The organism is Labrys sp. (in: a-proteobacteria) (assembly GCF_047605565.1).
GTDB lineage: Bacteria > Pseudomonadota > Alphaproteobacteria > Rhizobiales > Labraceae > Labrys > Labrys neptuniae.
Window position 1 is genome coordinate 1 of record NZ_JASGFM010000054.1, and the last position, 19,113, is coordinate 19,113.

Consider the following 19,113-nt stretch of genomic DNA (forward strand, 5'->3'; position numbering starts at 1 on the left):
AACCCTTGCCGCTACAGTTCTATGGATCAGATAAGTGTCCACAACTCCTAGAGCATCGTGCCGAAAAGTGGATGCCGGTTTTTAACAAAAGCGATGCGACAACAATAACTTACAGCATCGGACTCGATTCCGAAATCGAGTCCGATGCTGTAGCGCTCGAAGCGCCGAGAGAGCGCCTGCCTGATCCCGATCACCGCAAGAAGGAACGGAACTGGATTCTGCGAGCAGGCCCGTTGGCAACATCCACGTGCCAGCAGGCCCGCCATCCGCGACCTCGTCACTCTCTGACGAGATCGCCCAGCATGTTGGCCGCCACGGCGAGCTTGGCCAGGGTCAGGCCGCTGGCCGCGATTTCCTCCACCGAGCGGCGGATGCGCGCGGCTTCCGGATGGGCTTCGAGCCAGGCCTCCGTCGCCGCCTGGCCGGACAGGCCGGTCGCCAGCATGTCGGCGACCAGGCGTCGCTCGGCTGCCGCGATCTGTTCGATGGCCCGGTCGATGGCGAGGCGCTCGAAATAATCGCTGGCGGGCACGGCGCGGGCGGCCGTGACGATGCGGTCGAGCTGGAAATTGGCTTCCGCCGCATAGAAGGTGGCTGCGGTGTCGCCGATGGCCCGGCCGGTGCGGCCCGCCACCAGCACGATGTCGGGCGCCGACACCAGCGGATCCAGATTGCCCATCCTGCCGGCGAGGTCTTCGGGCACACCGCCCTCGACCAGTTCGCGGATGCGCTTGAGGCGGGCTGCCTGCATCGCCTCCGGCAAGGTGGTGTCGAGGCCGATGGCGATCTCGTGGACACCGGCGCCGAAACGGGCGATCACCGCTTCCAGCCCGGGCGAGAAGTCGACATTGCGCACGAACCAGACCACGCGCGAGAGCAGGAGATCCTGCAGGAAGCCGTAGAGGCTGAGCTGGAGCTGCCCGTCGATGCGGTTATCCAGGGCATCGATGGCATCGTAGAGATAGCGCAGGCCATAGGATTCATCCACGGCGGCGAAGGCCATGGCGATGGTGGTGACGTCGGCGTCGGTCTCGTCGCTGAGGCGCACCACGCAGGCGGGGCCGCCGCGGTTGATGATGCCGTTGGCGAGATTGGTGGCGATGATCTCGCGCCTGAGGCGATGGTTCTCGACGGCGTCGGGGAACCGGTTCTGCACCTCCGGCGGGAAATACACCGTCAGTTCGCGGGCGAGATAGGGATCGTCCGGCACGTTGGTGAGGAGCAGGTCGTCATAGAGCGTCAGCTTGGCATAGGCGAGCAGCACGGCGAGTTCCGGCCGCGTCAGGGCCTGGCCGCGGCGGGTGCGCTCGGCGATGGCGACGTCGTCGGGCAGGAACTCCACCGCGCGATCGAGCAGGCCACGCTGTTCGAGCGACTGCATCAGCCGCGTGAGGAAGCCGGTCTCGGCCACGCCCTTGCGTTCGGAGAGCGAGAGCGCCAGCGTCTGCAGATAGTTGTTGCGCAGCACCAGCGAGCCGACCTCGTCGGTCATCGCAGCCAGCAGGATGTTGCGATCGGCCTGCGTGAGGCGCTGGTCGCGCTCGGGCCGGGCCAGCGCGATCTTGATGTTCACCTCGACGTCGGAGGTGTTGACGCCGGCGGAATTGTCGATCGCGTCGGTGTTGAGCTTGATGCCCTTCTGTGCCGCCTCGATGCGGCCGCGCTGGGTGGCACCGAGATTGGCGCCCTCGCCGATCACCCGGGCCCTGACATCGGCACCGGTGATGCGGATGGGATCGTTGGCGCGGTCGCCGACCTGGTCGTCGGTCTCGCTGGCCGCGCGGATATAGGTGCCGATGCCGCCGAACCACAGGAGATCGGCGCGGGCCTTGAGGATCGCCGTCATCACCTCGGTGGGCGTCGCCTCGGCCTTGTCGAGATCGAGCAGGGCCCGGATCTCGGCTGAAAGCGGAATGGCCTTCAGCGAGCGCGAGAACACGCCGCCGCCCTTGGAGATCAGCGCCTTGTCGTAATCCTGCCAGCTCGAGCGCGGCAGGTTGAACATGCGCAGCCGCTCGGCATGGCTGGTGACAGGATCGGGCGAGGGATCGATGAAGATGTCGCGATGGTCGAAGGCCGCGACCACCTTGGTCGCCGGCGACAGCAGCATGCCGTTGCCGAAGACGTCGCCCGACATGTCGCCGACGCCGACGGCGGTGAAGGGCTCGACCTGGATGTCGGTGCCGAGTTCGCGGAAATGCCGCTTCACCGCCTCCCAGGCACCGCGGGCAGTGATGCCCATCTTCTTGTGGTCGTAGCCCTGGCTGCCGCCCGAGGCGAAGGCGTCGCCCAGCCAGTGATGCTTCTCGATGGAGATGGCATTGGCCGTGTCGGAGAAGGTGGCGGTGCCCTTGTCGGCTGCGACGACCAGATAGGGGTCGTCGCCGTCATGGCGCACGGTGTTGTCGGGCGGCACGATATTGTCGCCGTCGAGATTGTCGGTGAGTTCGAGCAGCGAGCGGATGAAGATGCGGTAGGCTTCCGTCCCCTCGGCCAGCCAGGCGTCGCGGTTGGACGGCGGCGGCAGGCGCTTGGGCACGAAGCCGCCCTTGGCGCCGACCGGCACGATTACTGCGTTCTTGACCTGTTGCGCCTTGACGAGACCCAGAATCTCGGTGCGGAAATCCTGGGGGCGGTCCGACCAGCGCAGGCCGCCGCGTGCCACCTTGCCGAAGCGCAGATGGATGCCCTCCACCCGCGGCGAATAGACGAAGATCTCGTAGAGGGGCTTGGGAGCCGGCAGGCCTTCGACCTTGCGGCATTCGAACTTGAAGCTGATCACCGGCCGGGGCTGGCCATCCGGGCCGACCTGCCAGAGATTGGTGCGCATGATCGCCTGCACCAGATTGGTGAAGCGGCGCAGGATGCGGTCCTCGTCGAGCGAGGAGACCGATTGCAGCTGCTCCTCGATCTCGCCCACGATCTCGGCTTCATGCGCGGTGCGTTCGGCATCGGTTGCCGTCAGCCTCGGGTCGTGGCGGGCGCGGAACAAGGCCACGATGCTGGCAGTGATCTGCGGGTTCTTGCGCGCCGTTTCCCACATGTAGTCCTGGCTGAAGGGAGCGCGGATCTGGCGCAGATAGCGCGACAGGGCCCGGATGGCGGAAATCTCGCGCCAGCCCAGCGAGGTGCGCAGGACGAGGGCGTTGTAGCCGTCGGATTCGGCATAGTCGCCCACCACCGCCATGATCGAGGCTTCGAGGCGATGCTGGAAGTCGATGCCGGGCGGGATGGGCTGGCCGTCGCTGGTCTCCACCGTCATGTCGTGCAGCCAGACGGGAGCCGGCGCCGGCTTGGCGGTGGGGGTAATCTCGTAGGTACGCTCGTCGACCACGCGCAGGCCGTGATTCTCGATCACCGGCACGCGATAGGACAGTGACATCGGTGCGCCCTGCGAGAAGACCTTGAGGCCGCAGCGCGAGGGCGTATCGTCCTCCTCCAGGCGATAGACCAGGATAGCCACGGGGCGGGCGGGTGTCAGCTTCTCGATCACGCCGATATCGGCGATCGCCTGGGCGGTGGAGAAGGTCTCGGGATAGCCGCCGGTGAAGGCATTGGCGTAGCGGTTGCCGAGCAGGCGTGCACGCATGCCGTCGGTGGTGCCGGCAAGGGCTGCCCGGAGCTTGTCGCCCCAATTGGTGGCGATGGCGGTGATGCCGGCCTCCAGCACCGAGCGCTCGATGAAGGGCGTATCCCCCTCATAGCGGCCGATGATGTAATGCACGCGCGCCAGCGGCCCTTCGGGGAAGGCCGCGTAGGAGGCGGAAAGGCGGCCCTTATAGGCATTGGCCAGATAATTGCCGATGCCGATGCGCACGTCGGTGTCGTATTTCTCGCGCGGAATGAAGACGAGGATGGAGACGAAGCGGTCGAACTTGTCGGCCCTCACCAAAGCGCGCAGGCGGGGGCGCTCATAGAGGAGCAGGATCTCCATGGCGAAGTTGTAGAGCGTCTCGGAATCGACCTGCACCAGTTCGTCGCGCGGATATTCCTCGAGGATGTGCAGGATTGCCTTGCCCGAGTGGCTCTGCGGGTCGAGCCCGGCGCGCTGCAGCACCTGGGCGACCTTGTGGCGGACATAGGGGATCTGGCGTACCGAGCGCGTATAGGCCGCCGAGGTGAACAGGCCGACGACGCGCAATTCGCCCTCGACCTGCCCGTCGGGCGTGTAGAGCTTGACGCCGATATAGTCCATGCGCACGCGCCGATGGACGCGGCTGTTCACATTCGCCTTGGTGACGATCAGGATCGTCGGCTCGCGCATGAATTCGCGGATTTCCGGCGTCATCACCACCAGTTCGGTGCCGCGGCGCAGGATCTTGACCTCCGGATCCCTGAGGATGCCGAGACCTTCGCCCTCGCTGACTTCGTCGGAGGCGGCGCTGTCGGTGGAGAAGCGGTATTCGCGCAGGCCCAGGAAGGTGAAATTGTCCGAGCAGATCCATTGCAGGAGCTGGTTGGCCTCGGCGATCTCGTCGACCGGCAGCGGCGGCGGATTGGTGCGGAAGGATTCGATCGCCTGCTCCACCCGGTCACGCATGGCGCGCCAGTCCACCACGCAGGCCCTGACATCGTTGAACACCAGCGTCAGGCCGTCGATCAGGCTCTGGCGGTCGGCGTCCGAATCGATGCGGGCGATATGGATGTGGATGAGACTCTCGCGCACGCCCTTGCTGCCTTCCGGCACGGCGTCGCCGAAGAATTGCACGAGCTTGCCCTGGGCATCCCGCTCCAGCGCGATGATGGGATGAGCCACCAGCTGTGCCTCGATTCCGCGTTCCGACAGCTCGGCCATGGTGGAATCGAACAGGAAGGGCATGTTGTCGTTGAGGATCTCGATGACCGAGATCTCGCGGCCGTCGGGCATGTCGGGATTGACGACGCGGATATCGGCATGGCCGGGCGTGCGGCGCTGCACATGGTCCCAGGCCTGCTCGGCCAGGAAGGCGAGCGAGGCGGCATCATGGGTGGCGAGGTCTTCGAGGGTGGTCCGGCCGAAGAGTACTTCGGCGAAGGTGGGAGGGGTCTTGCCTGGCTGGAGGCTCCTTGCCGCCTTGTGAATCAGGGCCGCCCGGGCTTCGTCGTCGCGCCACGCCATCTCGTTCATCCCTTCTTGCTACGCCGCCTTGTGGCGGCGCTCTGTGGAATTTCCGAACCCGCCCATCGACGGGCTCGGAAATTCCACATCGGCCGAATACCGTGCCGGCCTTCCCAGGACGAGGATTCCTCGCCTTGGGAAGGCCGGCTTTGCCCGGTCGATGCGGCTCGGGTGACCATAGCTGAAATTAAGGCCGCTCAAAGTCCAGGCGCGACGGAAATTGCCAAATTGCGATGACAATATCGAGAAAGAGAGCAGGGCATTGTTAATGGGGTTGCCTTAGGGGCAGATCGGGGCCACACAAGCGGCTGAAAATGGTAGTTTTCTGCTCTGTACTACGCGATTTTTGCGTTTTGCGATTTGACGGAATCGGCAAGAATCGCAAGAGGCACTAGCCAATCCGTCGGATTGGCTTGGAAACAAGGAGCTGGAGCAAATGAGCGTTCCCGTCGCAACGCGCCTTTCTCCAGGACGCAGGCAATGAGCGCAGCAGGCACGGGTTCGTCGGTCGATCCCAAGGAGATCGAACGTTTCGAGGCGATGGCGGCCGATTGGTTGAACCCGCGCGGCACCATGCGGGCGCTGCACCGGCTGAATCCGGTGCGCCTGCGCTATGTGCGGGACCAGATCGCCGGGCATTTCGGCCGCTCCTCCGTCGCCCTCGACGGGCTCAAGGGCCTCAGGCTCGCCGATATCGGCTGCGGTGCCGGCCTGCTCAGCGAACCGCTGGCCAAGCTCGGAGGCGAGGTCGTCGGTATCGACATGGCCGCGACCAATGTCGAAATGGCCAAGGCCCATGCCGCCCGCTCGGGCCTCGCCATCGACTATCGCGTCCTGCCGGCCGAGGAGCTCGAAGCGGCCGGCGAGCGCTTCGACGTGGTGCTGGCGATGGAGATCGTCGAGCATGTCACCGACCCCGCCGCCTTCCTCAAGACATGTGCCGATATGGTGAAGCCCGGCGGCCTCCTCTTCGTCGCCACCCTCAACCGCACCATGAAGGCCTATGCGCTGGCGATCGTGGCGGCCGAGAAGGTGCTGGGCTGGGTGCCGCGTGGCACGCATGACTGGAACAAGTTCGTCAAGCCGGCGGAGATCGAGGAGGCGGTGACGCCGCAAGGCCTGGCCGAGCTCGACCGCTGCGGCGTGATCTACAATCCCCTGCTGGACGAATGGCGGCTCAGCCGCGACACCGACGTCAACTACATGATGGTGTTTTCGCGCGCGGCGTGAACAGCCTCAGGGCAGATTGTCCCTGAGATAGATGTCGATGCGGATGCGTTCCTGGCCCTGATCGATCGGCTGGCCGTCGGTGAGGGCGCGCAGTACGCGCATGGCGCTGCGGGCTTCGTGGCCGGGGTCCTGGTTGAGGATGGCATCGAAGGTGCCGTCGACCAGGGCTTCGCGGCAATGGGTGGTCAATTCATGCGCGATCACGCAGATGCGGGCACCGGCATGGCGCTTGTTCAAGGCGGCGATCACGCCGCGATTGCCGCCACCGAGGCTGTAGAGGCCGATGATGTCAGGATGGTTGTCGAGCAGGGCGCCGAGCACCTCCTCGACGACGGCGCCATTGTCGCGGCCTTCGATCACCGGCAGGGTGACGAGATCGGGATATTCGGTGCGCAGCACGCGTTCGAAGCCGAAATGGCGCTCGACATGGTCGCGCAACAGCATCGAGCCGGCAAGCACGGCAATGCGGCCTGACCGCCCGCGCAGAAAGCGCCCCATCAGCGAGCCGGCAGTGCGCCCGGCGGCGCTGTTGTCGATGCCGACGAAATGGGCGCGGCGCGAGGCCGGCACGTCGGACACCAGCGTCACCACCGGTATGCCGCGCTCGGCCAGCCGGTCGATGGCCTGGCGTATCTGGGCGTTCTCGGTGGCGACCACGGCCACGCCCGAAATATCGGTGCTGTCGAGGCCGTTGAGGATCCCGGCGAGCTTGTCGTCATCGAAGGGCGGGATCTCGACGACGCGGATGCTGATCCGGTCGGCGGCGTTGAGATCGGACAGGCGTGTCGCCTCGTTCGCCAGATTGCGCATGAAGGTGTTCACGCCGACCGGCACGAGAAAGACGAAGCGATATTCCTGCTGCTTGGCCAGCATGGCTGCTGCCATGTCGCGGCGATAATTCAGCCGGGCCATGGCCTGCTCGACCTTCTCGATCGTCGCCGGCCGCACGCCGCCGCGGCGATTGAGCACGCGGTCGATGGTGGCCAGGCTCACGCCTGCCGCACGCGCCAGATCGTGCACCGTTGCCCGCGCCATGGTTCCACCTGTCCCGATCTTTCGGGAACGTACCTCAGAAGATTCGACGAGGCAAACGGCAATGGGCGGTCGGATCTTGCCTCTAAATCGTCGCTATCCCGTTCATATCAGGCCGGTATTGCCGGCGTCCCCGAGCCGGCTTGCAGCGGTGAACGACGCCCTGAAACCGGAAGTGATTCCTGAGGGGCGTTCATCATCCGCAGGCAACATGGATGCCGATCCAGAAAAAAGGCCGGCATTGCTGCCGGCCTGGATGACGTTCGGGTCGACCGCCTCAGAACATCAGGGGCCAGACTTCCTTGGCGCCGCGATAGATCATGTCGCCGGCGACATAGAGGATGGCGATGAGGCCGACATAGGCGATCCAGCGATAGCGGTTGAGCAGGCGGGCGATCAGGCTCGCCGCGATGCCCATCAGCGCGATCGAGACGACCAGGCCGAAGATCAGCACCCACAGATGGTCGCGCGCCGCACCGGCGACGGCGAGGACGTTGTCGAGCGACATCGAGACGTCGGCGACCACGATCTGCCAGGCGGCCTGGGCAAAAGTCTTGCGCGCAGTGCCGTTGCTCGAGCCATTGCCGTTCTCCCCGTCGCCGTCGAGGGCGTGCTGGGCGGCGGCTTCCTCGCTATGGCTGGTGCTCAGCTCGCGCCACATCTTCCAGCACACCCACAGGAGCAGGATGCCGCCGGCGAGCAGAAGCCCGACAATGGCGAGAAGCTGGGTCGTGATGGCGGCAAAGAAGATGCGCAATACGGTGGCGGCGGCGATGCCGATCAGGATGGCGCGAGTCCGCTGCTCCTTGGGAAGGCCGGCTGCGGCAAGGCCGATGACGATGGCATTGTCGCCGGCCAGGACCAGGTCGATCAGGATGACCTGGCCGAGGGCGACCAGGGAGGAGACGGAAATGGCTTCCGACAGGATGGCAAGGATATCGGGCATGGAAGAAGGCTCTCTCGTTCCGGTGCGGGAGAGCGGTGCCGATTCGAACCAGGAGGAAAGCCTGGGGCGCTGGGGGACGCCGACGCGCCGGGACCGCTCTGTTTGCTCCAGTCCGACATCACAGTTCCCGGAACGCTACGCATCGGGAACTGCCAGAGGGGCCCGGCCTGGTGCGGGTGGTGTACTGCAAGTCGAGATGAAAGAAAAGTAACGTTCCGGCATGGCTGCCGGAACGTGGTTTCAATCCTCCGAAGCGGCGAGCTGGGTGAGAACCTTGCCGCGCCCGCGCCAGCGCATATAGGCCGGGACGACGAGAGCCAGGGCGGCGATGCTGAAGAGGACCACCGCCGGCACCGAGCTGAAGAAGCCCTGATGCAGCTGGAGCGCCTTGCGAAGCTGTTCTTCGGCAAGCGGTCCCAGGATCAGCCCCACCACCACCGGTGCGATCGGATAGTCGTAGAGCCTGAGGCCGTAGCCCATCAGGCCGAAGGCGAGCAGCATGGCGAGCTGGGCGGGCGAGGGATTGGCCGCGAGCGTGCCGAGCGTGGCGAACAGGAGGATGCCGGCATAGAGCCAGGGGCGTGGGATGGTGAGCAGCTTCACCCACAGGCCGACCAGCGGCAGGTTCAGTGCCAGCAGCATGAAATTGGCGACCAGCAGGCTGGCAATCAGACCCCAGACCAGCTCGGGATTGGAGGTGAAGAGCTGGGCTCCCGGCTGCAGGCCGAATTGCTGGAAGCCGGCGAGCATGACGGCGGCGGTCGCCGAGGTGGGCAGGCCGAGCGTGAGCAGCGGCACCAGCGTGCCGGCAGCGGAGGCATTGTTGGCCGCTTCCGGCCCGGCCACGCCCTCGATGGCGCCATGGCCGAACTCTTCGGGTTTTTCAGCCAGGCGCTTCTCGGCGGCATAGGAGAGGAAGGTGCCGATCTCCGCACCGCCCGCCGGCATCGCTCCGATCGGAAAGCCGAACAAGGTGCCGCGCAGCCAGGGCTTCCAGGAACGCCGCCAGTCCTCTCGGCCCATCCAGATCGAACCCTTGATCGCCTCCACCGTGCCTGTGCTGAGCTGGTGGGTGGCCGCGACGGCCAGCGCTTCGCCGATGGCAAACAGGGCGACGGCAAGGATGGTGACCTCGATGCCGCCGCGCAGATCGGCCAGGCCCATGGTCAGGCGCCCGTTCTGGCCGCTGACGATATCCTTGCCGATCAGGCCGATGACGAGGCCGATGAACAGCGAAGTCAGGCCCCGGAGGGCCGAATTGCCGAACGCCGCCGATACGGTGACGAAGGCGAGCACCATCAGGGCGAATTTGTCGATGAACTTGAAGGACAGGGCGAACTTGACCACCCAGGGCGCGATGAAGGCCAAGGCCAGCGTCGCCAAGAGGCCGGCAACGAAGGAGCCGATCGCGGCCGTGGCCAGAGCAGGGCCGCCTCGCCCGGCCTTGGCCATCTTGTTGCCTTCGACGGCGGTGACCATCGAGGAGCTTTCGCCCGGCGTATTGAGCAGGATGGAGGTGGTCGAGCCGCCATACATGCCGCCGTAGTAGATGCCGGCGAACATGATGAGCGCGCCGGTGCCCGAAGGGTCGAGCTGGAAGGTCACCGGCAGGAGCAGGGCGATGGTCAGCGCCGGGCCGATGCCGGGCAACACGCCGATCAGCGTGCCCAACGTAACACCGATGAAGGCGCAGATGAGGTTGAACGGTTGCAGGGCGACCGCCAATCCGTCGACCAGATGACCGAATGTCTGCATCGAAGGGTCCTATGAGCGTTTTTCAGAAAAACCGGTAGGGAGTTGCTTACCCCCCTATCGCAAGGTGCCGCTGCCCCTCACCCTTACCCTCTCCCCGTAAGGACGGGGCGAGGGAGGCTTCTGCCGCGCGCTTCATACGAAATGGCCCTATCTCGCCCAACCGTCGGGCGCGATGAGAGGCTGGAGGATTAGTGCAACGCCTGCGCCTCCCTCGCCCCGTCCTTACGGGGAGAGGGTAAGGGTGAGGGGCGGCTGGACTTCAATAAGAATCAAAGGATGCGCGACTGCAGCCGATGAGCGTTTCAATCACTCAGGAGCGCGGAGACGGCATGTTCCAGCGGTCCCTGCGGCAGCGACAATTGCAGGAGCTGCGAGAACGCCAGCCAGGTCAGGAAGGAGAGTGCCACGCCGACCAGGCTGGCCAGCCAGAGCGGCTTGCCGAAGCCGCGGGCGGCCAGTCCAAACAGCAGGCCGCTGGCGAGCGAGAAGCCGGCATTGACGGCGATGAGCAGGATCTGCGCCAGCAGGCCGGCGATCACCCAGCCGACTGCGGTGAAATCCTGGCTCTCCTCCGGCGTCGGCGTCTTGCCGCGCAGGGCGGAGATGACCGTGGCCACCGCGAGGACGAGCAGTCCGGCCGCGACGGCGTAGGGGAAGGCGGCCGGCCCGAGCGGGTCGCTGGCGACCTTGGTGTTGAGCATGGCCGCATCGATGCCGATGACGACGGCGAGGATCACCAGGCCGGCTGCGATCACCAGCCCGGCGACGGTGGAGCCGGGCGGACGCCCGTGCTCCGTTCTGCCCCCGGCGCTGCTCATTTGACCAGGCCGATGTCTTTGAGCACCGTGCCGGTGGCGGCGATGTCGCTCTTCAAGGCGGCATCGAAGGCGTCACCGGACAGATAGGTGTCGGTCCAGCCGCGGGTCTTGAGCGTGTCCTGCCAGGTCTTCGACTTCACCATCTTTTCGATGTCGGCGGTGATGGCGGCCTTCTGCTCGGGCGTGATGCCGGGAGCGGCGGCGACCATGCGCCAATTTTCCAGGGCAACGTCCACGCCGGCTTCCTTGAAGGTGGGGGCATCGACACCGTCGATGCGCTTGGCGCCGGACACCGCCAGCAGGCGCAGCGCGCCGCCCTTGATCTGGCTCTCGAATTCGCCATAGCCGGAAATGCCGGCCGTCACCTGCTCGCTGAGCACGGCCGCAACGGCCTCGCCGCCGCCGGCGAAGGCGACATAGTTGATCTTGGAGGGATCGACGCCCACGGCCTTGGCGAAAAGGCCCGCGGTGATGTGGTCGGTGCCGCCGGCCGAGCCGCCGGCCCAGGAGACGGAGCCCGGATCCTTCTTGAGGGCCTCGACCAGGTCACCCAGCGTCTTGATCGGCGAGGAGGCCGGCACGACGATGGCTTCGCTCTCGCCGGTGAGGCGGGCGATCGGCGTGACGTCGGCCAAGCTGACGGCGGAATTGTTGGTGAGGATGGCGCCGACCATGACATAGCCGCCGATGATCAGCGCGGAGGGATTGCCCTTGGCCTGGTTGACGAATTGGGCCAGGCCGATGGTGCCGCCGGCGCCGGCGACGTTGTTGACCTGCACGTTGCGGGCGATCTTTTCGGTGCGCAGCGCGATCTGCATGGTGCGGGCGGTCTGGTCCCAACCGCCGCCCGGTGCGGCCGGAGCCATGATCTCATAGCCCGCCGTCTGGGCAAAAGCCGTGAGGCTGGAAAAAGCCAGGGCGCCCGCGGTGGCGCAGGCAAGCAAGAGTCTCTTCATCATTTCCTCCCTGAGCAAAGCGTTCATGGCCGAACGCTTGCGATCGTGCGGGTAGGGAAAGGAGGAAGGGACATGCACCTCGAGGCCGCTCCATGGCAGCCATTCCCCCCAGCACCCTACGTCTTGTTCCGGACCTTGCCAGGTCCGGTTGCAGACACGATAGCAACTATTCCTGTCAGCGACCTGTCAGCGCGAGCCGTCGGTGACGAGCTGGCGCCAGGTCGCCAGGAAGCGGGCCTTGCGCTCCTGGTCGAGGGCCACCAACAGGGCCGGGCCGAGTGTAATCGGCTGCAGCACGCCGCGTGAAGCGGCGCTGATGCGCTCGGCTGTCCAGCCGCCTGGCGTGCCTGGCACGATCGAGCCCAGCGCCGCCTGGCCTGCCACCACCGCCTGTCCCCGGGGGGAGAGGGCATAGTCGATGAAGGTGCGGCCGAGATCGGGCTGGTTGGCCCAGCGCGGCACCAGCATCACGCGGGTGAGGATGAGGGCGTAATCGTCGGGAATGACGATGCCGATGCGCTTGTCGAGGCGCTGGCGGGCATAGGCGTAGGAGCCGAGCACATTGTAGCCCAGCGCCAGGGAGCCGGAGGCGATTCCCTCCAGGATGGCTGGGCTGGAGCCCGAAAGCTTGACGTCGGCCCGGCCGAGAGCGCGGGTCAGGCGCCAGAAGTTCGAGGAGATCTGGGCATCCTGTGCCGCCAGCAGATGGCCGACTCCGCTCTTGCCGATATCGTAGGTCGCCACCTTGCCGCGGAAGCGGTCGGTTTCCTGTTCCAGGAGTTCGGTGAGAGCGAGATGGGAATGCGGGGCTCGTGCGTCGGGCACAAGCGCGCGGTTATAGACGATGACGATCGGTTCGAAGGTGAAGCCGAAAATCTCCGAGCGCCAGCTCGCCCAGGCAGGAAGGGCCGGCAGCAAAGGCGAGGCGTGGGGGAGGGCGTGGCCATCATTGGCGAGCTTGACCTGCAGGTCGGCGGCCGAGGAAACCAGGAGATCGACGTCGGCATCCAGCCGCTTCTCCTGCGTGCGCTGATAGAGCGGCAGCGTATCGGTTTCCTCATAGGTGACATTGACGTCGGGATGCAGTTCCTGGAAGTCGTGGATCAGCAATTCGAATTGCGGTGTGTCGGTGGTGCCGAGGATCGAGAGCGTCGGTCCGCCCGCTACCGGTGCCGGATAGGGTTTGGGGGCGGCTTGGGCGGCATCGATCCAGCCGCCTCCGGCGGCGATCCCGAGGGCCAGGGCGATGGCCGCGGCGCCACGCTTGAGAACCACGCGCACCCTCGCGGGCTCCGGCGCCAGTGGCAGTTCGAGCCGGACCTCCAGCCCACCACCGGGCCGATCCTGCAGGGACAGGCTGCCGCCATGGGCCTGCGCCACGGTGCGGGCGATCGGCAGGCCGAGCCCCGAACCCACGGTGCCGGCGCCCGCATGCCCGCGCTGGAAGCGCTGGAGCACGGTTTCCTTCTCCGCATTGGGAATGCCGGGGCCGCGGTCGCATACCCTGACGAGCACGCGTTCCTTCCCCGCCGGCTCGGCCACGATCTCCACTGCGCTGCCGGGGGCATAGAGCAGGGCATTGCCAGCGAGGTTGCGCAACATCTCCTGCAAGGCGAGGCGATCGCCCTTGAGGCGGGCGCCGGCCAGGGTGGGGGCGATGGTCACGGCGAGGCGTCCGGCCTCATCGGGGTCGAAGCGGCGTGCGACGTCCTCGACGAGGTCGGTGATGGGAATGAGGACGGATTCGCGGCTCTCGAGCCGGTGGGTCAGCGTCGCTTCCATCAGGAGCTGGCTCACCAGCTCGCTGGCGTGCACGGCGTTGCGGTGGATCTTGGCCACGCGCTCATGCAGGGCCTGGTAGTCGCGCTCGTCCAGCGCCACTTCGGCCTGGGCGCGCAGGGAGGCGAGCGGGGTGCGCACCTGATGGGCCGCATCGGCGACTACGCCCGACAGGGCGTTCATCACGCTGGCGAGGCGGCGCATGAAGTCGTTGAGGGCGGCAACGAGCTGGCTGACCTCGACGGGCACCGGCACGGCGAGGGGCGAAAGATCCTGCGGGGCCCGATCGCGTAGCGCCGCTTCCACCGTGGTGAGCGGCGCGAAGGCCCGCTGCACGCCGAACCAGACCAGGGCCAAGGCGAGCACGAGGACGCCGATCAACGGCAGCACGGCGCGTGAGGCGATCTCGGAAGCGAGGGCGGTGCGCGCGCCGCGCGTCTCGGCGACGCGGATGGTCACCCAGCCGGCGGCGTTGCTGGCCGAGATCAGGCGGCCGATGCTGGCGACCCGCACGGGTTCGCCGTGAAAACTCGAATCGGCGAAGACGGTTTCGGCCGAGCGCACGGCCGGCAGATCCTCGGCGAGGTCGCCGTAACCGGTGACCAGGGCGCCGTCGGGCGCCTCGACCTGGTAATAGATGCGGTCACCACCCGAGCCGAGCATGGCGAGGGCGGCGTAAGGCAGTTCGACGGTGACGCGCCCCTCCTCGACCAGCACGGCCCCGGCGATGGTGAGGGCGGAGGCGGTGAGCAATCGATCATAGGCCTCGTCGGCGGCGCGGCGGGCATAGGAATGGATGAAGACGATGAAGGCGAGCGCGGCGAGGGCAAGCACGATGAGGGCGGCCGCCAGCACGCGACGGCGGATCGAGGCGGTAGCGCGGGCAGGAGCGTCAGGTGCCGTCATGCCGCCGCGCCATGTAGCCAGCGCCGCGCATCGTCACGATCTCGATGCCGGCGCCCTGCAGCTTGCGGCGCAGCCGCGAGACCAGCAGTTCCAGGGCGTTGATGGAGACCTCGTCGTCGAGGCTGAACACCTGGTCCATCAGCCGTTCCTTGGGTGCCACCTGGCCGAGCTTGGCGACGAGGATTTCGAGCAGGCGGAATTCGCGCCGGCCGCAATCGATGGGCTTGCCCTGGATCGCGACCGTGCGCGCCGCGAGGTCGATCGTCAGGGCCTCGACCTCGATGGTGCTGGCACGCATGCCGGCCGGCCGGCGCATCACGGCGCGCAGCCTGGCCTCGAATTCGCGCAAGTCGAAGGGCTTGACCAGATAGTCGTCGGCGCCGAGATCGAGCAGGCTGATCTTGTCGTCGACCTCCGAACGGGCGGTGACCACCAGGACCGGCGTGCCATGGCCGGCCCGGCGCAGATCGGATAGGATGGCGAAGCCGTCGCGGCCCGGCAGCATCACGTCGAGCACCACCGCGTCGAAGGTTTCCTCGCGCAGGCGCTCGGAAGCGAGCGCGCCGTCGCGTAGCCACTCCACGGCATGGCCGGAGCTGCGCAGCCTCGCCACCATGGCATCGCCCAGATCCTCGGCGTCCTCGACCAGCAGGATGCGCAATCGACCTCCCTTTCGTTTCGGGAACTGTAGGGCCGAGCGCGCGGATAGGGAAGGTGGGATTGGGGGCGTGGTCTTCAGACCCGCCGGACCTGTCCGCAGGCTTTGCCTCTCCAGGCTGGCCTGAAGGGCCTGACTCAAAATTCGCAAGGGAACCGAGAAAAGCTCCACCTTATGTCATGCCCGGGTTTGTCCCGGGCATCCAGCTACCGCAATCCGTGGAGATTGAGGCCCTGGATCACCGGGGCAAGCCCGGTGATGACAAAGGTCGAGGTTCCCATGACTTTTCGGTCAGTCTCTGAAGACCAGCCCGCCCAGTGCTAGTTCCGATCGTCCGGCAGCATCGGCAGAGGCAGGATGTCGATGCCGTCCTCGAGCAGGCTGCGGACATCCTCGCCGGTCGCCTCACCATGGATGGTGCGATGTTCGATCTCGCCATCATGCATCTTGCGGGCTTCGGCGGCGAATTTGTCGCCGACATAGTCGGATTTCGCCGTCAGCATGGCATGCAGTTCGCGCACCTTGGTCCGCAAAGCCTGTTCTTCCGGGGAGGTCAGGGCTACCGGCTGCGGCAAGGCCGGCAGGTTTTCGCGAATTTTGGTGTCGGGATCTCCGCTTTCTCGATCCTTGCGAGCCACCTGCGGCGCCATGATGGCCTTGCCGATCTTGGTGGAGGCGCAATGGGCGCAGCTCAGCAGGCCGCGCTCGGCCTGGTCGTCATAGGCGGCACTGTCGCGAAACCAGCTTTCGAACTCGTGCCCCTGGTCGCAGACGAGGGAAAAGCGAATCACTCTGCAGCCCTCAGCGCGGGTTCCGTCTTTACCGTGAACGAACGCGCATTCTTGAGATTGGGGATCTTGCCGCGTGTCGCCGCCACGGCATGCACGTCGACCTCGCCATAGATCAAGCCGAGCGTATCGCCGGCATCGGCGACCACCCTGCCCCAGGGATCGACGATGACGGAATGGCCATAGGTGTCGCGGCCGTCGTCGTGATGGCCGACCTGGGCGGCCGAGATCATCCAGGCGCCGTTCTCGATGGCGCGGGCGCGCTGCAGCACATGCCAATGGGCTTCGCCCGTCTGCTTGGTGAAGCAGGCCGGTGCGCTGATCACATCAGCGCTGGCATCGCCATAGGCGCGGAAGAGCTGGGGAAAGCGCACATCATAGCAGATGGCAAGGCCCAGCCGGGCAAAGGGCAGGTCGACCGCCACGGCCTCTTCGCCCCCGACATAGGCATTGGACTCGCGCCAGGACTCGCCGCCGGCAAGATCGACGTCGAACAGATGGATCTTGTCATAGGAGGCGAGCACCTCGCCCTTGGGATCGATGACGAAGGCGCGGTTGGCGGCCTTGTCGCCCACGCGCACCGCCATGGAGCCGATATGGAGGTGCAGGCCGTTGTCGCGGGCGATGGCCTGGAAGGCGTCGAGCTCAGGATTGGTCTTCTCGTCGCCGATCACGGCCATCATGGCGGCCCGGTCGCGATTGACCACGGTGGTCATCTCGGGGGTCTGCAGATAGTCCGCTCCGGCGGCCTTGGCTTCGCGGGCGGCAGCGGCGACGGTGGCGACATTGGCCGAGGGCACCAGGCCGGAGCGCATTTGCAGGACGGCGGCTTTGAAACGCATGGAAGGTCTCCCTCAGGCAGCGAGAAGCTTGTCGAGGCCGCCGGCAGCCTCGAGATCATGAAGATCGTCGCTGCCGCCGACATGGGTGTCCCCGATGAAGATCTGCGGCACCGTGCGCCGCCCGTTGGCGCGCAGGCTCATGGCTTCCTGCAGCTCGGGCTTGCCGTCGACGTCGATCTCCTCGAAGGGAATGCCCTTGCGGGTCAGCAGGGCCTTGGCCGCCTTGCAATAGGGGCACCAGGATTTCGAATACACGACGACAGGCGGCATTGCCTTCATTCCATCCACAAACGACCTCGCCCACAGATGGGAAGGCGGAGAACCAAAATCAATCGGTATTATAGGCAGTTGCCGCAGGCCGACAAGAAGGGGCGTCCCGGCGCCGCAGGCATCCGCTCACGGTTTCTGGAAGACCATCCAGGCCCGGTCGAAGGCGCGGATGCGCATGTCGTGCTCGCGCATCAGGATATAGAGTGCGCCGGAGGGCAGCAGGCCGAGGGCATCGTCCCGGCCGATCTGCAGCAGCAGGCGCCAGCGATCCGCCGAGCGCAGCAGCCTGCGAGCCTCCGCGCTGGCATAGGCCTCGCCCGTGCCGCAGAAAATACCGTGCGAAGCCAGCTGGGCCTGGGCCTGCATGCCGTTCTGCAGCGGGCGCGGCCAGCCGCCGAGCTGGTGGTTGGCGCCGCCTTTGCCGTCCGGCGTGCCGTAGCGGCCGAGCCAGGTCTCGTAATGGATCTCCTCGCTATCCTCGTCCCAGAAGGTGGAGGCTTCCTCGCCATGCGGGAAGGCATCGAAGGCCTTGTCGCTCGGCGGGATGGCGGTGACGACGGGGCGCGCCGTCACGGCGGCCGGCTTGAAGCGGCTGCTCCAGCGTTCCTGCGCCAGGGCCGCGAGGGCGGCGGGTTCGACCTTGCGCTCCAGGCGCTCCACCGGGGTCTTGTCCCAGATCAGGCGCAGCCCGGTCGCGGCATGGGGATCGTAGGGTTTCGGCTTCACCCAATAGTCGCAGAACAGCAGCAGGCGGCCGTGATGGGGCAGTGCCGCGGGAAAGCCGGGGGTCAACGACAGCGCGGCCAGATCGAGTTGGGCGATGAAGGCGAGGGGAAACACCGCTGTCACCGCCCGGGCGAGATCGCTCTGCTCGCGGCTGGCTTCGCGGGCGTGCTCGGGCGTCAGCCATGAGCCTGGTCGCGTGGCTTCGCTGGCCAGGCGATCCGCCTCGGTGAGATGCGCCTGGGTGCGTTCGGCCGCATCGGCATAGGGCGGGCGTTCCGGCCAGGCCATGGTGTCGGGTAAATCGGGCAGGCCGCCGATCTTGCTGGCGCCGAGCGGAATCCGGCTTTCCTCGCAAGGCGTGGTTTCCAGCACCAGCGCCGGCCGGGCCTGCTCGGCGAGCCGGGCGACGCTTTCGGGGGCGAGGCCGGCTTCGCTCAGGGAACTGTGCAGGGACTCGCGGCTGTCGGGCCAGGCGAGAAGAGGCGATTGGTCTATCGGATCCAAGTTAGGCAGTCCCGTTCGGTTACTCGATCGGCGTCGCCACCCGGGCGAACACCAGCATGTCGACATTGGCTGCTCCGGCCCGCAGCAGGGCACGCGCCGCCGCTTCGCCCGTGGCGCCGGAGGTCAGCACATCGTCGATCAGCACGATGCGCTTGCCCTTGATCGCAGGCCTGGCGCTTGGCGGGACCACGAAGGCGCCTTGCACGTTGCGGGCCCGTTCCCTGCGGCTGAGGCCGACCTGATGGGCCGTGCGCCTGGAGCGGCCGAGCAGCAGCGGTTCATAGGTCACCCCACTCCGATTGCCGATCTCGCGCGCCAGCAGGGCGGCCTGGTTGAAGCGCCGCCGCCACAGCCGCAGGCGATGCAGCGGTATCGGCACCAGCATGTCGGCGTCGGCCAGCACGTCCTGTCCGGCCTGGGTCATCAGTCGGCCCATGAAAGGCGCGATCTCGACGCGGTCGCCATATTTGAGCCGATGCACCAGCTCGATGGCGGCGCCTTCATAGCGGGCCGCGGCCCTGGCCCGGCCATAGGCGGGCGGATCGGCGATCGCCTGGGCCGACACCATGCCCTCGCCATGGTCGTAGACGAAGGGAATGCCCAGTCTCTCGCAATAGGGCCGCTCGATCAGGGACAGCTGCTGCCAGCAGGCCACGCATAGATTGGCGTGGCTGGCCGTGGTTTCCCGGCAGCTCAGACAGCGCGGCGGCAGGATGATGTCGGCCAGCCGGCTTCCCGCCTGCAGGAGCAGGCGCGACAGCGAGGAGGGGGCTATGGCGGGGACGGACATGGCGGCAAAGTGGCA

At 66.5% G+C, this 19,113-nt stretch carries 14 protein-coding genes; 1 reads left to right on the forward strand and 13 read right to left on the reverse strand.

The window, feature by feature from the left end; all coding sequences use genetic code 11:
• Positions 1-277: 277 nt before the first annotated feature.
• Complete coding sequence (locus tag QM672_RS29620) at positions 278-5,098, reverse strand: NAD-glutamate dehydrogenase (RefSeq protein ID WP_376717687.1); 4,821 nt, start codon at positions 5,096-5,098, stop codon at positions 278-280.
• 480 nt (positions 5,099-5,578) lie between these two features.
• Here QM672_RS29620 and ubiG point away from each other — a divergent pair, with 480 nt between their 5' ends.
• Entirely contained in the window at positions 5,579-6,328 is a 750-nt protein-coding gene (gene ubiG / locus QM672_RS29625) for a bifunctional 2-polyprenyl-6-hydroxyphenol methylase/3-demethylubiquinol 3-O-methyltransferase UbiG (RefSeq protein ID WP_415086906.1), read from the forward strand.
• Positions 6,329-6,334: 6 nt separating this feature from the next.
• On the opposite strand, the gene QM672_RS29630 is transcribed toward ubiG, so the two are convergent.
• The 12 genes from QM672_RS29630 to QM672_RS29685 all read right to left on the reverse strand — a co-directional run bounded on the left by QM672_RS29630 (position 6,335) and on the right by QM672_RS29685 (position 19,098).
• Positions 6,335-7,363: a LacI family DNA-binding transcriptional regulator gene (locus QM672_RS29630; RefSeq protein ID WP_394311207.1), complete on the reverse strand. Its 1,029-nt coding sequence runs from the start codon at positions 7,361-7,363 to the stop codon at positions 6,335-6,337.
• A gap of 274 nt (positions 7,364-7,637) precedes the next feature.
• On the reverse strand, positions 7,638-8,306 hold the full coding sequence (locus QM672_RS29635; RefSeq protein WP_394311209.1) for a TerC family protein: 669 nt from the start codon (positions 8,304-8,306) through the stop codon (positions 7,638-7,640).
• Between the two features lie 240 nt (positions 8,307-8,546).
• On the reverse strand, positions 8,547-10,061 hold the full coding sequence (locus QM672_RS29640; protein WP_311937605.1) for a tripartite tricarboxylate transporter permease: 1,515 nt from the start codon (positions 10,059-10,061) through the stop codon (positions 8,547-8,549).
• 302 nt (positions 10,062-10,363) lie between these two features.
• The gene (locus QM672_RS29645; RefSeq protein ID WP_367626165.1) at positions 10,364-10,879 is read right to left on the reverse strand and encodes a tripartite tricarboxylate transporter TctB family protein; all 516 of its coding nucleotides are present in this window, start codon (positions 10,877-10,879) and stop codon (positions 10,364-10,366) included.
• Positions 10,876-11,835: a Bug family tripartite tricarboxylate transporter substrate binding protein gene (locus tag QM672_RS29650; protein ID WP_415086909.1), complete on the reverse strand. Its 960-nt coding sequence runs from the start codon at positions 11,833-11,835 to the stop codon at positions 10,876-10,878. The genes QM672_RS29645 and QM672_RS29650 overlap by 4 nt, the downstream gene beginning before the upstream one ends.
• Positions 11,836-12,021: 186 nt before the next feature.
• A complete protein-coding gene (locus QM672_RS29655) occupies positions 12,022-14,520 on the reverse strand; it encodes an extracellular solute-binding protein (RefSeq protein WP_415086911.1) in 2,499 nt (832 codons plus the stop codon).
• Positions 14,507-15,181, reverse strand: a complete 675-nt coding sequence (locus QM672_RS29660) for a response regulator transcription factor (protein WP_311937592.1) — start codon at positions 15,179-15,181, stop codon at positions 14,507-14,509. The genes QM672_RS29655 and QM672_RS29660 overlap by 14 nt, the downstream gene beginning before the upstream one ends.
• A 317-nt stretch (positions 15,182-15,498) precedes the next feature.
• Positions 15,499-15,969 (reverse strand): DUF1178 family protein, encoded by a 471-nt coding sequence (locus tag QM672_RS29665; RefSeq protein ID WP_415086913.1) that lies wholly within the window; start codon positions 15,967-15,969, stop codon positions 15,499-15,501.
• A complete protein-coding gene (locus tag QM672_RS29670; RefSeq protein ID WP_311937587.1) occupies positions 15,966-16,808 on the reverse strand; it encodes a carbon-nitrogen hydrolase family protein in 843 nt (280 codons plus the stop codon). Before QM672_RS29670 ends, QM672_RS29665 begins: the two co-directional genes overlap by 4 nt.
• Before the next feature lie 12 nt (positions 16,809-16,820).
• Positions 16,821-17,078, reverse strand: a complete 258-nt coding sequence (grxC, locus tag QM672_RS29675; RefSeq protein WP_311937584.1) for a glutaredoxin 3 — start codon at positions 17,076-17,078, stop codon at positions 16,821-16,823.
• A gap of 126 nt (positions 17,079-17,204) precedes the next feature.
• Positions 17,205-18,308 (reverse strand): DUF1963 domain-containing protein, encoded by a 1,104-nt coding sequence (locus tag QM672_RS29680; RefSeq protein ID WP_415086916.1) that lies wholly within the window; start codon positions 18,306-18,308, stop codon positions 17,205-17,207.
• A gap of 19 nt (positions 18,309-18,327) precedes the next feature.
• Positions 18,328-19,098 carry a ComF family protein gene (locus QM672_RS29685; protein WP_311937576.1) on the reverse strand — a complete coding sequence of 257 codons (771 nt, stop codon included), beginning with the start codon at positions 19,096-19,098 and terminating at the stop codon, positions 18,328-18,330.
• Between the last annotated feature and the right edge of the window lie 15 nt (positions 19,099-19,113).

What these genes read in the sequence shown, in the direction of transcription:
- QM672_RS29650 (WP_415086909.1), bottom strand. Translation starts at nt 11,835, where the DNA reads ATGAAGAGACTCTTGCTTGCCTGCGCCACCGCGGGCGCCCTGGCTTTT.
- QM672_RS29655 (WP_415086911.1), bottom strand. Translation starts at nt 14,520, where the DNA reads ATGACGGCACCTGACGCTCCTGCCCGCGCTACCGCCTCGATCCGCCGT.
- QM672_RS29640 (WP_311937605.1), bottom strand. Translation starts at nt 10,061, where the DNA reads ATGCAGACATTCGGTCATCTGGTCGACGGATTGGCGGTCGCCCTGCAA.
- QM672_RS29635 (WP_394311209.1), bottom strand. Translation starts at nt 8,306, where the DNA reads ATGCCCGATATCCTTGCCATCCTGTCGGAAGCCATTTCCGTCTCCTCC.
- grxC (WP_311937584.1), bottom strand. Translation starts at nt 17,078, where the DNA reads ATGCCGCCTGTCGTCGTGTATTCGAAATCCTGGTGCCCCTATTGCAAG.
- QM672_RS29645 (WP_367626165.1), bottom strand. Translation starts at nt 10,879, where the DNA reads ATGAGCAGCGCCGGGGGCAGAACGGAGCACGGGCGTCCGCCCGGCTCC.
- QM672_RS29670 (WP_311937587.1), bottom strand. Translation starts at nt 16,808, where the DNA reads ATGCGTTTCAAAGCCGCCGTCCTGCAAATGCGCTCCGGCCTGGTGCCC.
- ubiG (WP_415086906.1), top strand. Translation starts at nt 5,579, where the DNA reads ATGAGCGCAGCAGGCACGGGTTCGTCGGTCGATCCCAAGGAGATCGAA.
- QM672_RS29685 (WP_311937576.1), bottom strand. Translation starts at nt 19,098, where the DNA reads ATGTCCGTCCCCGCCATAGCCCCCTCCTCGCTGTCGCGCCTGCTCCTG.
- QM672_RS29620 (WP_376717687.1), bottom strand. Translation starts at nt 5,098, where the DNA reads ATGGCGTGGCGCGACGACGAAGCCCGGGCGGCCCTGATTCACAAGGCG.
- QM672_RS29630 (WP_394311207.1), bottom strand. Translation starts at nt 7,363, where the DNA reads ATGGCGCGGGCAACGGTGCACGATCTGGCGCGTGCGGCAGGCGTGAGC.